This is a genomic window from Peptoniphilus lacydonensis (assembly GCF_900106515.1).
GTDB lineage: Bacteria > Bacillota > Clostridia > Tissierellales > Peptoniphilaceae > Peptoniphilus_A > Peptoniphilus_A lacydonensis.
This window is the reverse complement of the sequence record NZ_FNWF01000002.1, coordinates 292123-306328: the sequence shown is the minus strand read 5'-3', so window position 1 is coordinate 306328 and position 14206 is coordinate 292123. Positions and strand designations below refer to the sequence as shown.

General features: G+C 29.1%; 12 protein-coding genes, 3 tRNA genes and 1 pseudogene. 9 read left to right on the top strand and 7 right to left on the bottom strand.

All coding sequences use genetic code 11. The features are described from left to right. Nucleotides 1-71 precede the first annotated feature (71 nt). Nucleotides 72-1133, top strand: coding sequence for a poly(R)-hydroxyalkanoic acid synthase subunit PhaE (locus BQ5450_RS01440; protein ID WP_010242029.1), 1062 nt, complete (start codon nt 72-74; stop codon nt 1131-1133). A gap of 15 nt (nt 1134-1148) precedes the next feature. Beyond that, nucleotides 1149-2219 (top strand): class III poly(R)-hydroxyalkanoic acid synthase subunit PhaC, encoded by a 1071-nt coding sequence (gene phaC / locus BQ5450_RS01435; RefSeq protein WP_010242031.1) that lies wholly within the window; start codon nt 1149-1151, stop codon nt 2217-2219. A 97-nt stretch (nt 2220-2316) separates the two neighbouring features. On the opposite strand, the gene BQ5450_RS01430 is transcribed toward phaC, so the two are convergent. Continuing rightward, the gene (locus BQ5450_RS01430; RefSeq protein ID WP_071125714.1) at nt 2317-2904 is read right to left on the bottom strand and encodes a class II aldolase/adducin family protein; all 588 of its coding nucleotides are present in this window, start codon (nt 2902-2904) and stop codon (nt 2317-2319) included. A gap of 102 nt (nt 2905-3006) precedes the next feature. Between BQ5450_RS01430 and BQ5450_RS01425 the strand changes: the two genes are divergently transcribed. The 3 genes and pseudogenes from BQ5450_RS01425 to BQ5450_RS09480 all read left to right on the top strand — a co-directional run. After that, nucleotides 3007-3837: a purine-nucleoside phosphorylase gene (locus tag BQ5450_RS01425; RefSeq protein WP_071125713.1), complete on the top strand. Its 831-nt coding sequence runs from the start codon at nt 3007-3009 to the stop codon at nt 3835-3837. Between the two features lies 1 nt (nt 3838). Further along, nucleotides 3839-4879, top strand: a complete 1041-nt coding sequence (locus BQ5450_RS01420) for a s-methyl-5-thioribose-1-phosphate isomerase (RefSeq protein WP_071125765.1) — start codon at nt 3839-3841, stop codon at nt 4877-4879. A gap of 5 nt (nt 4880-4884) precedes the next feature. Next, nucleotides 4885-5024, top strand: a pseudogene (locus BQ5450_RS09480) (IS256 family transposase); the annotation flags it as partial. Nucleotides 5025-5423: 399 nt separating this feature from the next. Here BQ5450_RS09480 and BQ5450_RS01415 read toward each other — a convergent pair. Next, entirely contained in the window at nt 5424-6218 is a 795-nt protein-coding gene (locus tag BQ5450_RS01415) for a nitroreductase family protein (RefSeq protein ID WP_010242039.1), read from the bottom strand. 110 nt (nt 6219-6328) lie between these two features. Here BQ5450_RS01415 and BQ5450_RS01410 point away from each other — a divergent pair, with 110 nt between their 5' ends. Next, nucleotides 6329-8185, top strand: a complete 1857-nt coding sequence (locus BQ5450_RS01410) for an ATP-dependent helicase (RefSeq protein WP_071125712.1) — start codon at nt 6329-6331, stop codon at nt 8183-8185. Next, nucleotides 8172-9509: a magnesium transporter gene (mgtE, locus tag BQ5450_RS01405; RefSeq protein WP_010242041.1), complete on the top strand. Its 1338-nt coding sequence runs from the start codon at nt 8172-8174 to the stop codon at nt 9507-9509. The genes BQ5450_RS01410 and mgtE overlap by 14 nt, the downstream gene beginning before the upstream one ends. 119 nt (nt 9510-9628) lie before the next feature. Here the strand turns inward: mgtE and BQ5450_RS01400 are convergent, their stop codons facing one another. Both BQ5450_RS01400 and sfsA read right to left on the bottom strand, forming a co-directional pair. Then, nucleotides 9629-10132 carry a GNAT family N-acetyltransferase gene (locus BQ5450_RS01400; RefSeq protein ID WP_010242042.1) on the bottom strand — a complete coding sequence of 168 codons (504 nt, stop codon included), beginning with the start codon at nt 10130-10132 and terminating at the stop codon, nt 9629-9631. Beyond that, nucleotides 10105-10821 carry a DNA/RNA nuclease SfsA gene (gene sfsA / locus BQ5450_RS01395; RefSeq protein WP_071125711.1) on the bottom strand — a complete coding sequence of 239 codons (717 nt, stop codon included), beginning with the start codon at nt 10819-10821 and terminating at the stop codon, nt 10105-10107. The genes BQ5450_RS01400 and sfsA overlap by 28 nt, the downstream gene beginning before the upstream one ends. An 80-nt stretch (nt 10822-10901) precedes the next feature. Between sfsA and BQ5450_RS01390 the strand changes: the two genes are divergently transcribed. Further along, on the top strand, nt 10902-11426 hold the full coding sequence (locus BQ5450_RS01390; protein WP_010242046.1) for a cysteine hydrolase family protein: 525 nt from the start codon (nt 10902-10904) through the stop codon (nt 11424-11426). A gap of 70 nt (nt 11427-11496) precedes the next feature. Here BQ5450_RS01390 and BQ5450_RS01385 read toward each other — a convergent pair. The 3 genes from BQ5450_RS01385 to BQ5450_RS01375 form a co-directional block, all read right to left on the bottom strand. Then, a tRNA-Phe gene (locus tag BQ5450_RS01385) sits at nt 11497-11572 on the bottom strand. A gap of 7 nt (nt 11573-11579) precedes the next feature. Beyond that, nucleotides 11580-11656: transfer RNA gene (locus BQ5450_RS01380), tRNA-Ile, on the bottom strand. 7 nt (nt 11657-11663) lie between these two features. Continuing rightward, nucleotides 11664-11755 (bottom strand) — tRNA-Ser (locus tag BQ5450_RS01375). 235 nt (nt 11756-11990) lie between these two features. On the opposite strand from BQ5450_RS01375, the gene BQ5450_RS01370 reads away from it, so the two are divergent. Continuing rightward, nucleotides 11991-14066 carry a heavy metal translocating P-type ATPase gene (locus BQ5450_RS01370; RefSeq protein ID WP_071125710.1) on the top strand — a complete coding sequence of 692 codons (2076 nt, stop codon included), beginning with the start codon at nt 11991-11993 and terminating at the stop codon, nt 14064-14066. Nucleotides 14067-14206 lie beyond the last annotated feature (140 nt).

Sequence of the window (14206 nt, the reverse complement as noted above, 5' to 3'; positions counted from 1 at the left end):
TATTTCTTTTAGGGGTATAATATAAGTAAATTATGAGATTTTTAGTGTTTATATAAAGAGGAGGAAAAATTTTGGATAATAACAGATATAACTTTTTTGATGAGTATATGGATTCACAAAAGAAAATGATGAATATGTGGAAGGATTATGCAAAAACTTTTGGTGGTGGAGATTTCAATCCTTTTAATGCAGAATATTTCAAAGGTGTGAATAGTATTTTTGATGAGTATGGAACTGCAGATTTTTTTAATTTTCATGGTGGGCCTAGTGAAATTGCAAAAAAAATAAAGGACACTTCTAAGATTTATTATAGTATTTATGAGCTTTATAAGAATATTTATGATGAAGCAATAGAACCTAATAAGGAAAATTTTGAAAGAATTATGAAACAGTATAAAGAAGGGTCTTTGCAATACATTAATAATTATTTATTCCCTTACATTCCAAGTGATCTTCAAAATTTAATTAAACAATGCATGGGTGCATCTGAAAGTTATAAAAATATGCTTACTACAGTTTATGGCCCTTGGATGGATAATTCTGTGGACTTATTAGATTCAATTATGAAAGGGGCATTCCAAGATCCTAAGGAATTCCAAGAATTTTTTAAAATTTGGAAAAAGAGTTATGAAGAAACTTTTGGAAAAATGTTAAATTCTCCTCAATTTGGAATTGACAGAAACACTTATGAAATGCACATGAGAACTATAGATAAGTTAATAACTTTTATGGGAAATTATTCAGAATTAAGTATGATGATTTCCAATCTAATTGTTGAATCTACTGAAGATGTTGTAAAGAAAAGTTTTGAACTTATTAAAGAAGGAGAATCTCCTAAGACTTTTGAAGAGTTTTATGATTTTTGGAAGACTACAACTTCTAATGAATTTGATAAATTATTCTTTTCTGATGAATTTGCTGAATTTTTAGGAAACTTTGTAGATTCTCTAATGGTTTTAAAAATTAATTTAGACCAAGTTGTGGAAGAATCGTTAAAATGGATTCCAATTCCAACAAATTCAGATATGGATTCTCTTTACAAAAGTGTTTATGATTTAAAAAAAGAAGTTAGAGAATTGAAGAGATACATTAGAGATAAAGAATACGAAGAAGATAAAAGGGATAATAAATAGTAGGAGGTTATTAATTTGAAAAGCGTATTAGGAATAGATTATGTAAAATCAATGTCCGATATGGTTGATTCATATGAAAAACTTGTTAAAGGTGTAGACACTTTAATGAATGTAGATTACAGTGGATATGATTCAACGCCAAAGGAACTTATCTTTCACGAAGATAAGATGAAACTTTATCACTATGAGCCTAAGGTAAAAGATCCAAATAAAATTCCAACATTAATAGTTTATGCTCTTGTAAATAAACAATATATGATGGACTTACAAGAAGATAGATCTCTTATAAAAAGTTTACTAGAAGGCGGACAAGATATTTATATAATAGATTGGGGATATCCGACAATGGATGATAAATATCTTGGACTAGAAGATTATATTAACGGATATATTGATGATTGTGTTGAGATAATTAGACAAAAACACAACTTAGAAAAAATAAATCTTATTGGAATTTGCCAAGGGGGTACTTTCTCCTTTATTTACACTGCACTACATGGGGAAAAAGTAAATTCCTATGTATCTCTTGTAACTCCAATTGATTTTTCAACTGATGATGGGCTTTTATTTAAGTGGGGAAAATATTTAAACCCAGATAATATGGTTAAGGCTTTTGGAAACGTGCCAGGAGAATTTATGAATTCAGGTTTTGTTTTCTTGAAACCAATAGACCTTATGATGGATAAATATGTGGGAGTAATAGACCAACTTGATGATCCAAATAAACTTGCAAATTTTCTTAGAATGGAACATTGGATTTTTGATTCTCCAGATCAAGTAGGTAGAGCTTATGAAGAATTTCAAGAAGAAATGTACCACAAAAATAGTTTGATTAAAGGAGAATTTTATTTAGACGGCAAGAGAGTCGATTTGAAAGATGTTAAATGTCCAGTACTTGCAATTTTAGGAACGAAAGATAATCAAGTTCCTCCTAATGCAACTAGACCAATCCCACAAGCTGTTGGAACTGATGATGTTGAATTAGTTGAAGTAGAAACTGGTCACATTGGATTATTTGTATCAGGAAGAAGTCAAAGAGAAGTCGCACCAAAGATAAATGAATTTTTGACAGAAAAATCAAAATAATATAAAACTATCAAATAAAAAAGCCGGGCATATTTAATTTGCTCGGTTTTTTGCTTTTTGATTAAAACTAAATTTGTTAAATTTATATGCAAATTGTTTAATCTGAAATAATTTTTGGATTCCCAATATTTAAAGAGTAATAATAAATTTTTGCAGCATCCTCAACATACTCTGCAGAAAGGAAGGCACTTTCTAAATCCTTACCACAAGAAACTACACCGTGATTTGCCATCAAGCAAGAATTTGAATTTTTTAGGAAAGGAATAATAGATTCTGCAAGTTCTTTTGAACCTGCTTCATGAAAAGGAGCTACATTTATTTCTCCTCCTAAAAAAGGTTTCATCTCAATCAAAATAAGTGGAATTTTTTTTCTTGAAACTGAAAAAGCTGTTGCAATAGTTGAATGTGTGTGAACTACGGCATTGTAATTGGGATAGCTTTTGTAAATTTCAATGTGCATTCTCCATTCAGATGAAGGTTTTCTAAATTTATCGAGGGATTCTCCTTTAGAATTTATTCTTACAATATCTTTTTCGGTTATTTCTAAATAGTCAATTCCACTGGGGGTTATATAAAAGGTATTTTCATCTTCTCCTCTTATGCTTAAATTTCCACTTGTGCCAGCCACCAAATTTTTATCTAAAAGTTTTTTACCATAATCAACTAAAAGTTTTCTATAATTCATTTTACACCTCGCAATATAATATAATTTATCATATTTTTCATTTAATTGACAATTGATTATCCTGTGTTAGACTAAAAATATAAATTAATTTGAGAGGTAAATATGCTAAAAGAAAAAATATTTGAAAGTTATAAAGAAAGTGCGGATTTTATATTAAATAAGATAAAGATAAAACCAGATATAGCAATTATACTAGGCACAGGGCTTGAAAAACTTTTAGATGAAATTGAAGACAAAATAGAAATTAATTATAAGGATGTGCCAAATTTTTTAATTTCTACTGTTAGTGACAATGGTGGAAAATTTATTTTTGGGAAATTGTCCGGTAAGTATGTAATTTGTATGACTAAAAGATTTCATTATTATGAAGGATATGATTTCAATGAACTTGCAATGCCAGTTTATGTTTTAAAACTCCTTGGAGTTTCAAAATTAATACTTACAAATGCAGCTGGTGCTGTCAATTATAATTTTTATCCAGGAGATATTTGTTTAATAACAGACCACATAAATTTTGCAGGGGCAAGTCCAACTAGGGGGAATAATTTAAATGAATTTGGAGAAAGATTTTATCCAATTGACAAATTGTATGATAAAGAATTTCGAGATTTGGCAAAAAAATCTGCAATAAAATTGGGATTTGAATTAAAAGAGGGAGTTTACTTTTTTACAGTAGGACCTTTTTTTGAATCGCCATCAGAAATTAGAGCAATTAGGACATTAGGCGGAGATTTAGTTGGGATGTCAACTATAACAGAAACTTTGACAGCAGCTCATTGTAATATGAAAGTTCTTGCAATGTCTGTTGCTACAAATTATTCTTCTGATAGAATTGAAAATATGGATGGGAGTGAAGTTGAAGATGTTGCAAGAGAAGTTTCGCCAAAATTAAAAAATTTGATAATAGAAATAGTAAAGGAGTTAGATGATTAAAATGAAAAGACAAGATTATGACATGCCTTTTATGCTTAAATATGAAAACATTGCATGGTATGAAAATGGAGAAGTAAAAATTTTGGATAGAAGAGTCTATCCGAAAGAAGTTAGATTTGAAATTTGTAAAACTCACAAGGAAGTTGCAAGGGCAATAACAGATATGGTCACACAGTCAGCAGGGCCTTATACTGCTGCTGGGATGGGAATGGCTCTTGCTGCCTATGAAGCTAGAGATTTGAGTGATGAAGATTTAATTAAATTCTTAGAAAAAGCTGCCAATACAATTTCAACTGCAAGACCAACTACATCAACAAGACTAAAAAAAGTTACTAAAGGTTCAATAAAAGCGGCAAAAAAGGCAATTGAAAATGGAGAAGATGTCGTAGAAAAAGTTTTTGAAGAAGCAATTGAATCTTTAAACAGAAGATATAGTGCAATGGATGAAGTCGCAAAAAATCTTTGCGAAGTTATACCTGATGGTGGGAAAGTTTTAACTCAATGTTTTGGAGAAACTATAATAGGAACAATAACTAGGACTTTAAAAGAACAAAATAAAGATGTAAAATTTTATTGTGCAGAAACAAGGCCATACTATCAAGGTGCAAGATTAACTGCAACTTGTATAAGTGAAATGGGTTTTGACACCACAATTATAACTGACAATATGGTGGCTTACACAATGGAAAATATAGGGATAGATGTATTTACATCTGCAACAGATACGATTACAGTTGATGGTCATGTTGCAAATAAAGTAGGAACACATCAAATTGCAATTGTTGCTCGTGAGTTCAATGTTCCTTACTATGTTACAGGTATGCCAGACGGAGAAAAGAAGGGTAGAGATGATATAGTAATTGAACTTAGAGATCCATCTCTTGTTTTAGGAAATCACACAGCAAAAGGAGTTAAGGCAATCTATCCTTCCTTTGATATAACCCCACCAGAACTTATAACAGGTTTTGTAACAGATAAGGGAATCTATAAACCAAGAGAACTTAAAAATTATTTAGATATAGAACACACAAGTTATTATTAAAAGGTTCTTTGGAAAATTTTAATAGACAACTTAGAAAAGTAACAAAAACAAAACAATATTTCCAAGCGACTACGTCCTACAAAAAAGCTTGCATCTAGCGATGGTAGATGCTTCAATTAAATGTACAAGTAGAATAAGAGGATAAGATCAAATATTATCACAACTATCAATATTTTTTGAAGGCAGAATCTAAATTTTGCCATTAGCATAATAAAAATTTGAATTTTTCAATCAAGAGTAAAGGCATAGCCCTGATCTAAGGATCAGCTCTTGACAGAAATCTTCAAATTTTTAAGATATACAATTAGGCAAGAAGAGAGATTTTTAGAAGAATCTTGGCCTTCTAGTTTAATTGTGCCAAAATTAGATTACAAATATCTGAACTCTCAGAATATAGTAATAAAAGTATATTAAAAAAAATTAAAAAAAATATCAGCTCACAACCTATCGGGAGGAGCTGATACACAAAACTTTTTACATACCTTTTAACATATCCTAATTAAACTATTCTGCAACACTACTCTTTTTAATATATTGATATAATTTATAATGTGAAAGAACCTATATAATAATATTTTCCTGCATCTTTTAGATCAATTGTCCATTTCTTATTTATGCCAATAGTTTTTAACATTTCTTCCATGTAAAATAATACAACACCCATGTCAATAAGTGATCTATCATCTTCATCAGATTTTACCATATAAGCTTCTACATCTGTTCCTTTCAAAACGAATCTCCAAGGTTGAAAGTTTTTGTGGCTTGGTGCGTATCTAACTGATGAGAATACATCAAATATTCCATAATTTTCTAAAGTTTCTATTGAAATTGGTTCGCCTAAATTTTCAGAAAATACAATTTCATTTACATCAAGTCTTGAACTTGTTACTTCTGGGTCAAAAAGTTTTTTCTTTTGTCCATATCCAAATGCAATTAAATAATTTATCTTTGTTCCATTTTCTCCAAAAATAGATTTTTTTGTTGCCTCATCAACTTCATCTACTGTGATCCAACAAGTATCTAAATCGAGATCGACAATTTTTGTATTTAGTTTTTCAAGACAATATCCACCTTTTAATATATTAAGTGGTTTATCATCAGATATATCAAGTGCTATATAATGAGGGGCTTCGATCATTACACCTGCATAGCCTGCTTTTCCTTTTAGCCCCTCTGCTACGATTTTTCCATTTTCGTAAAGTGAAAAACTTATATCGCTTTCTTCTCTATCCAATTCGTCCATAAGTAATTTTATATTTTCCAAGACATCTCTTGGTACGATGTCATTTTTAAAATTTCTGACAGATTTTCTTTTTTGTAAAAAATTTGTCATTAACATATTAATACCCCCTAAACCAGTTATATATTAAATTATATCACATTGGCAAAACTAAAAAAATAGATTTAAAATAATTGTGAAATAGTTTAAACTAAAATTGGAGGGATATTTTGAATTTAACATCAAGTCAATTAAAAGCTGTAAAACATTTTGAAGGGCCGGCAATTGTTCTTGCAGTTCCAGGTGCAGGGAAGACAACTATGATCTTACATAGAACAAAAAAATTAATAGAGTGTGGTGTTGATTCAAAAAGTATTTTAACTATTACTTTTTCTAAGGCACAGGCTCTAGATATTGAAATGCGTTATAGGAGTATGGGTGATGATAGGAATGTTCATTTTTCTACAATTCACGCTTTTTGCTATTCTATTGTAAGAGATTATTCTAAAAAGGCAGGTAAAAGTTTAAGTTTAATTGATTCTAATATGAAAAAGAAATATGAAATTCTTAGAGATATTTATAGAGATGTCAATAAAATTTATCCAACAGAGGAGAGAGTTGAAACTGCAATTTCTGAAGTTGGCTATTGTAAGAATATGATGATAAGTCCAAATTCCTTTGCAAAAAGTAAAAGATGCGATACAGACAATTTTGTAAAATTTTATGAAAGCTATGAGAAGTTTAAAAGAGATAAAAGTTTAATTGATTTTGATGACATGATAAATATGTCCTATGAAATTTTAAAAAATGATGTAGCAATTAGGAATAAATACAGAAATAGATTTAAATTTATTCAACTTGATGAGGGGCAAGATACTAGTAAAAGTCAGTTTCAAGTTTTAAAATATCTTGCCAAACCGAAGGACAACTTATTTGTTGTTGCTGATGACGATCAGTCTATTTATGGTTTTAGAGGTGCAAATACCGAAGAACTTTTTAAATTACAAGAGGAATATCCCAATATTGTAACTTTTTACATGGAAGAAAATTTTAGATCTACAAGAAATATTGTAAATATTGCAAATATATTTATTGCACAAAATGAAAAGAGATTTGATAAAACTGTTGTAACAGACAATCCATTTAATAAACCTGTGAGTATTATAAAGGTAAAGGATCCAAAAGACCAGTACACTTTTATAGAGAAAGAAATTTCAAAAGGTGACGAAGATGTAGCAGTTTTATATAGAAACAATCTATCTAGCATTGGACTTGTGGAATACTTTGAAAGGAAAAATTATAATTTTAATATAAAAGATAAAAAAACGAAATTTTTCTCTCATTTTATTACAAAGGATATTTTAGATATTTTAAATTTTTCTAAGGATCTTTCAAATATAGATTTGTATGAGAAGTTTTATTTTAAACTAGATGGATATATATCAAAAAGACATATTGAGTACTTGAAAAAACACAGAGGAAAAAATATTTTTAATATTTTAAAAGATTATCCAGATCTTCCAAATTATTATAATAAAAATATAAATAAACTTTTAACTGGATTTAAAAAAATTTCAAGAGTAGACGTGTATGAAGCTATTGATTATATAGACAAAGAAATGGGCTATGGGAATTATCTTAGAGAAAATGCAAAGAGATTTATGGAAACAGTAGAAACTTTAAATGAATATTTATATTATTTGAAATTAATTGCGAAAAGTACAAAATCCTTAGAACTTTTTATTGGAAGATTAAAATCACTTGAATATGATTTATTAAAACCTAAAGATTCAAATGCAAAACTCACTTTTTCGACAATTCACTCTGCAAAAGGACTTGAATTTTCAAAAGTTTTTGTTGTAGACCTCTATGAAGGTAGACTCCCTTCTAGTTCAAGCATTGATTCTTTAAGTGAAGATAAAGGTCTTTTTGAAGAAGAGAGAAGACTTTTTTATGTGGCAATGACAAGAGCAAAAAGAGAACTTTATCTTATGTATTCTAACTACACAAATGGAATGAAAAATGAACTTTCATCTTTTGTATCTGATTTAGAAACTTTGGCAGGTGAAAAAAATGGAACTAATTGAAGAAATGAAAAAAATAATAAGTGTTCAAGATAAAAATCTTTTAAATAATCTTTTTGAAGAATATCATCCTGTGGATCTTGGCATAGAATCAGAAGATTTAGAAGAGGATGAATTAAGAATACTTGTAAAAAATATTACACATGAAAACTTGGCACTTCTTTTAGAATCTTCAGAAGAAGAATTAGATGCTAAGATAATGAGTTTTTTTACCAATGATGAACTAATAGAAATTTTTACTCATATGGAGCATTCAATAGTTGCGGATTTATTGGGAGTTCTTTCAACTGTAAGGAGAAAGTCAATTTTATCTCTAATGAAAAGTGCCGACCAAAACATATTAAAGATGATTCTTTCTTTTGATGAAGAATCTGCTGGCGGTATAATGACTACAAATTTTATTTCTCTTCGTGAAAATCTTACGGCAGAAGAAGCAATAAAAAAAATTAGAACAATTTCTCCTGAAACAGAAATAATTGATGAAATTTTTGTTACAGATAATTATCACAGACTTAGGGGAATTGTCACATTAAGAGATCTCTTAGTTTCTAGTGCAAAGACAGTACTAAAAGATATTTTAGAAGAAGTGGATTTTTATGTTTTCGGAACAGATGATCAAGAAGTTGCAGCAAACTTGTTTAGCAAATATGAGCTAGATATACTGCCTGTTGTAAATAATAATATGGCGATATTAGGAGTAATAACATCAGAAGATATTATTGCAGTTATAGATCAAGAACACAATGAAGATATTTTGCAGATGCATGGTGTAAATGCAGACGAAGAATACGACTCAAATTGGGTTGATTCTTTTAAAAGTAGAATACCTTGGCTTATAGTAAATTTGCTTACAGCTTTTTTAGCGTCATCAGTGGTAAAAAGTTTTGAATCGACAATTTCACAAGTTGTTGTGCTTTCTGCTGCAATGCCAATTGTAACAGGAATGGGAGGAAACGCAGGATCTCAAACTCTTTCCATAATTTTAACATCTCTTGCCAGAGGAGAATTGTCGCTAAAGGAAGATTATAAATTAGTTTTTAAGGAAATATTTTTGGGACTTTTTGAAGGAGCAATAATAGGAATTTTGGCGGCAACAGTTTTTGTTTTTTGGCATAAAAATATTTATCTCGGTTTAATTTTATTTTTGGCGATGATATTAAATATGATAATTGCTTGCTCAATGGGATTTTTAATTCCTTTAATTTTAGATAAATTAAAGGTGGATCCGGCAATTGCATCGTCAATTTTTCTAACGACTTTTACAGACGTTTTTGGATTTTTTATATTTTTAGGTCTTGCTACAATTTTTTTACCAAAATTAATTTAAAATTAAATTTTACAGAAAAAAATCACACCTTTTTAAAGGTGTGTAATTTTCTATAAATTTTATCTAATTAATAATTGATGATTTTTACAAAATTCTAGTTTTGAAATTATATAATTTCTTTAAATTAATTTTTCAAAGGCAAGTCTTTCATTTTTCCCATTGAGGTATACTAATCCAACATATTTATAATGTAGATTTTTTAAAAGGTTTTGCATTTTTATATTTTTTCTATGTGTGTCAATACGAACAGAATTAAAATTATTTTCCCTTGCAAACTTTTCTGCAAATTCAATTATTTTTCTTCCGTAGCCCTTTTCACATTCAGCTGAAAGAGTTCCAATTCTGTGGAGTGCTACATAAGATCCATTTGAAGTCCAACTACTATCTAAATTATTTTCGTAATCATAGTCAAATTTATAGATTATAACAGTGCTCACAATTTTTCCGTTGTCCTCTAGCACATAAATATTTTTATTTTTTATTAAATTAGAAAAATTATTTAGATTTGGTTTGTCTTCACCTTGCCACTGGTCTATCCTAAGAGATTTTAATTTTTCTGATCCATCTTCATAAATTTTTTCTATTTTTTCTTTATCTATTTCTTTTGCGAGTCTAAATTCCATGTTTCCTCCAAAACAACTGGCACATTTTCACCAATCTCAATTAAATTTCTTGTGACATAAGAATCGTAAGCAAGAATTTTTACTCCGCATTCCTTTGCCTTTAAAAGACTTTTTGAAAAATTTATGTCTGTGAAATAATTTGGTGTAAAAAATTTCACGTCTTTAATTTGAATTAAAAATAAAATGTAAGTAAGGTAGTTATCTCTGGAATTTATAAGTCCATTTATATGTTTTAGTCCCCTTTTTGTAGGAGCATCAGGAAAGGCAACAATACCATCATCTTCAAGTGTAACACCCTTTACTTCCATTAATGCTTTTTTATTTTCACCTTCAATATAAAAATCAAAGCGTGAATCTCCATGAGTAAATTCTCTTTTTATAAAATCAGGCTTAAATCCAAGGTCAATTTTATTTTTTAAAAGAGCCTCATAAACAACTTCATTTGGGGCTTGAGAATCTATATTTATAATTTTATCGCCTTTAATTACAGCAATAAGAGTGTATGAAGTTTTCCTATTTGGATTGTCGTTATAAGTAACAAAAACTGTGACACCTTTTGTCAAAAGCTCTTTGCATCTGCCAGTATTTGGTACGTATACTGTTAAAATTTTAAAACCTTTTTTGCAAATTGAGATAAATCTATTTTTTCTGTATAAAAATTCTGCTTTTAAAACGCTATTGTATTTCATAATTCACCCTGAAACATTATACATTCAACTTTAAATTATGTAAAATTTGTTATATCATATTGAAAAGGGGAGGAAATAATATGGACATTTTAGTTGTAGTAGATATGCAAAATGATTTTGTAAGTGGATCACTTAAAAGTAAAGATGGAGATATTCTTTTAGATAGAGTAGTGGATAAGGTAAATGAATTTAATGGAAAAATAATTTACACTTTGGACACTCATGGGAAAGATTATTTAAAAACAAATGAAGGAAAAAATCTTCCAATAGAGCATTGTATAAAGGGAACAGAAGGACATGAGATTGCAAAGAAATTACAGAATACAAGATCTTTTAAAGGTGCAAAGAAGATAGAAAAGAATACTTTTGCTTCAGTTGAGCTTGGAAAATATTTAAAAGAATTGGATGAAAAAGAAAATATAGATAATATTTATTTTCTTGGTCTTGTTGCAGATATTTGTGTAGTTTCAAATATTTTAATGGTAAAAGGATTCTTGCCAGAAAAAAATATTTACTTATATAAAGATTTGACAGAGGGTTTGACAGATGAGAAAAAACAATCAGCACTTGACGTTTTGGAATCTTGTCATATAAAAATTATCTAAAATATTAAAATTATCCTTTTTAAGTAAAAAAGGGATTAAAAAAGAGAGTATCATTTGATACTCTCTTTTATGGTGCCCAGAGCCGGAATCGAACCAGCGACACGAGGATTTTCAGTCCTCTGCTCTACCGACTGAGCTATCTGGGCAGGTAAATGGTGGGCCTTCAGGGACTTGAACCCGGGACCTACCGGTTATGAGCCGGGCGCTCTAACCAACTGAGCTAAAGGCCCTCACCATTGGCGGAGAAAGAGGGATTTGAACCCTCGCGACCCTAATCGGGACCTACTCCCTTAGCAGGGGAGCCTCTTCAGCCACTTGAGTATTTCTCCAAATTGAAGGTCACTCTTTAGCAACTTACTTTAACTATTCTAAAGGAATTTTTTAAATTTGTCAACTAATTTTTACAAGAAATTTAAAAAATTTTTATATTTTCTACGTTTCAAGTATTATCTCATAAATTAATAAGAAAATAAAGAGAAAAATATTTTCTATTGACACAGAAAACAAATGATGTATAATGAATACATGAACAACAATTAAACTAAATAGGAAGCAAGGTGTTTTATGAATAAATATACTTTTCATTTGAAGGGACTAAATTGTGCAAATTGTGCTTCAAAAATTGAAAAAAATTTGTCTGAAAAAAATTATTTAAAAAATTTGAGATATAATTTTTTTAATGATGAGCTAGTTTTTGAATCTGATAGAAATTTAGATGAGTTAAAAAAAGAAATACAAAAAGTTGTAGATTCCATTGAACCGGGAGTCATTGTGATAGAAGACAAAAAAGAACTAGATGAACATGAAGAAGAGGAAGAAGAGGAAGAAGATTATTCTATATATAAATCTATTTTTGTTCTTATAACTCTAATAATTTTAAACTTTGTAAATATAAGTGAGAAATATACTTTTGTTTTTTATATTGTTTTATACATAATAATTGGATTTGATGTTGTAAAATCTTCTGTTACCAAAATTATAAAGAGAAATTTTATGGATGAAAGATTTCTTATGACAATTGCTTCAATTGCAGCCATTGTATCTGGTGAATATAAAGAAGCTGTTGCTGTGATGCTATTTTATACTGTTGGAGAAATTATTCAAGACAAAGCAGTAGATTCTTCAAAAAAGTCTATTGAGGAAGCTTTAAAATTAAAGCCCGATTTTGCCAATTTATTAAAGGATGGGGAGATTATTAAAGTTGATCCAATAAATGTTTCTGTTGGAGAAAGGATAATTATTAAACCAGGAGAAAAAGTACCTTTAGATGGAAAAATTATAAAAGGGGTATCAAATGTGGACACATCAAATATTTCTGGAGAATTTGCTCCAATTTCTCTAGAAGTTGGAGATGAAATAACTTCTGGATTTGTAAATTTAGATTCTTCTCTTGAAGTTGAAGTCACAAAAGAATATAAAGAAGGAACTATTGCAAATATAATTGATATGGTTAAAGATGCTAGCACCAATAAAGCAAAAGTTGAAAAATTTATCACTCGTTTTGCTAAAATTTATACACCAATTGTAATTTTACTTGCAGTTGTTTTATTTATAGTTTTGATTTTTTTAAAAGATTTTACTTTTAAGAATGCAATTTATAGAGCGTCTATATTTTTAGTAATATCTTGTCCATGTGCTCTTGCTATTTCAGTTCCACTGACAATATTTGCAGGAATTGGTTCTCTTTCCAAAAAATCTATATTTGTAAAGGGTGGAAATTCTATTGAGGCACTTACAGATATTGATTCAATTGCTTTTGATAAAACAGGAACAGTGACTAAGGGTGAGTTTTCTATTGCAGAAGTTGAAGCAATAAAAGAGGACAAAAATAAAATTTTAGAAATTGCATCTGCTGGAGAGATGTACTCTACTCATCCACTAGGGAAAGCTATTGCGAGAAGTCATAAAACAAAAAAAATTCCTATGCATCTTAATAATATAGGTGGAAAAGGAATTGAATTTGATATTGATGGGGTAAATTATTTAGTTGGAAATAAGAAATTAATGGATGATTTTAATTTGAAATTGGATAGGAAGTCCAATTCAAATTGTATAGATGTTTTTGTTGCAAATACAAATGAAAAAGAAATTTTAGGTATAATTAAATTAAAAGATGAAATAAAAGAGGGAGTAAAAGATAGTATAGCTGATCTTCACAATAGAAATATTAAAACTTATATGTTTTCCGGTGACAAAGAAAATGTAGTTGCGGAAGTTGCAAAAGAAGCTGGCATAGATTATTTTAAGGGTTCACTCCTTCCAGAAGACAAGGTAAAAGAAATAAAAAAAATAGAAGAGGATAAGAAACTTGCTTTTGTTGGTGATGGAACAAATGATGCACCTTCACTTGCAAGTGCCTATCTAGGTATAAGCATGGCAAGTGGATCTGATATTGCAATTGAATCTTCAGATATTGTGTTATTAAGAAATGAAATTTCCTCTGTAGTTACAGCAATTGATATTGCAAAGAGAGTAAAAAAAATTGCATATCAAAATATTTTTATAGCTTTGGGTGTAAAAGTTTTAGTTCTTGTCCTTGGTGCAATAGGTTATGTTTCAATGCCTCTTGCAGTCTTTGCTGATGTAGGTGTTGCCTTAATATGTATATTGAATTCTCTTAGGGTATTTAGAAGCAAATAAAGCACAGTAAAAAACTGCGATTTATTACTTTTAATAAATAGTATACAGAGATTTTTAGTGATTTTATTAGATTTATAATATAAAAAACATTGAAAAAGTGTGTAAAAATACAAGTATTAGTTTATTTAAACTAAAGTTAT

Excerpts from the sequence above, each read along its gene's own strand:
- BQ5450_RS01430 (WP_071125714.1), bottom strand. The coding sequence starts at position 2,904 with ATGAATTATAGAAAACTTTTAGTTGATTATGGTAAAAAACTTTTAGAT.
- BQ5450_RS01425 (WP_071125713.1), top strand. The coding sequence starts at position 3,007 with ATGCTAAAAGAAAAAATATTTGAAAGTTATAAAGAAAGTGCGGATTTT.
- BQ5450_RS01420 (WP_071125765.1), top strand. The coding sequence starts at position 3,839 with ATGAAAAGACAAGATTATGACATGCCTTTTATGCTTAAATATGAAAAC.
- BQ5450_RS01415 (WP_010242039.1), bottom strand. The coding sequence starts at position 6,218 with ATGTTAATGACAAATTTTTTACAAAAAAGAAAATCTGTCAGAAATTTT.
- mgtE (WP_010242041.1), top strand. The coding sequence starts at position 8,172 with ATGGAACTAATTGAAGAAATGAAAAAAATAATAAGTGTTCAAGATAAA.
- BQ5450_RS01400 (WP_010242042.1), bottom strand. The coding sequence starts at position 10,132 with ATGGAATTTAGACTCGCAAAAGAAATAGATAAAGAAAAAATAGAAAAA.
- sfsA (WP_071125711.1), bottom strand. The coding sequence starts at position 10,821 with ATGAAATACAATAGCGTTTTAAAAGCAGAATTTTTATACAGAAAAAAT.
- BQ5450_RS01390 (WP_010242046.1), top strand. The coding sequence starts at position 10,902 with ATGGACATTTTAGTTGTAGTAGATATGCAAAATGATTTTGTAAGTGGA.
- BQ5450_RS01370 (WP_071125710.1), top strand. The coding sequence starts at position 11,991 with ATGAATAAATATACTTTTCATTTGAAGGGACTAAATTGTGCAAATTGT.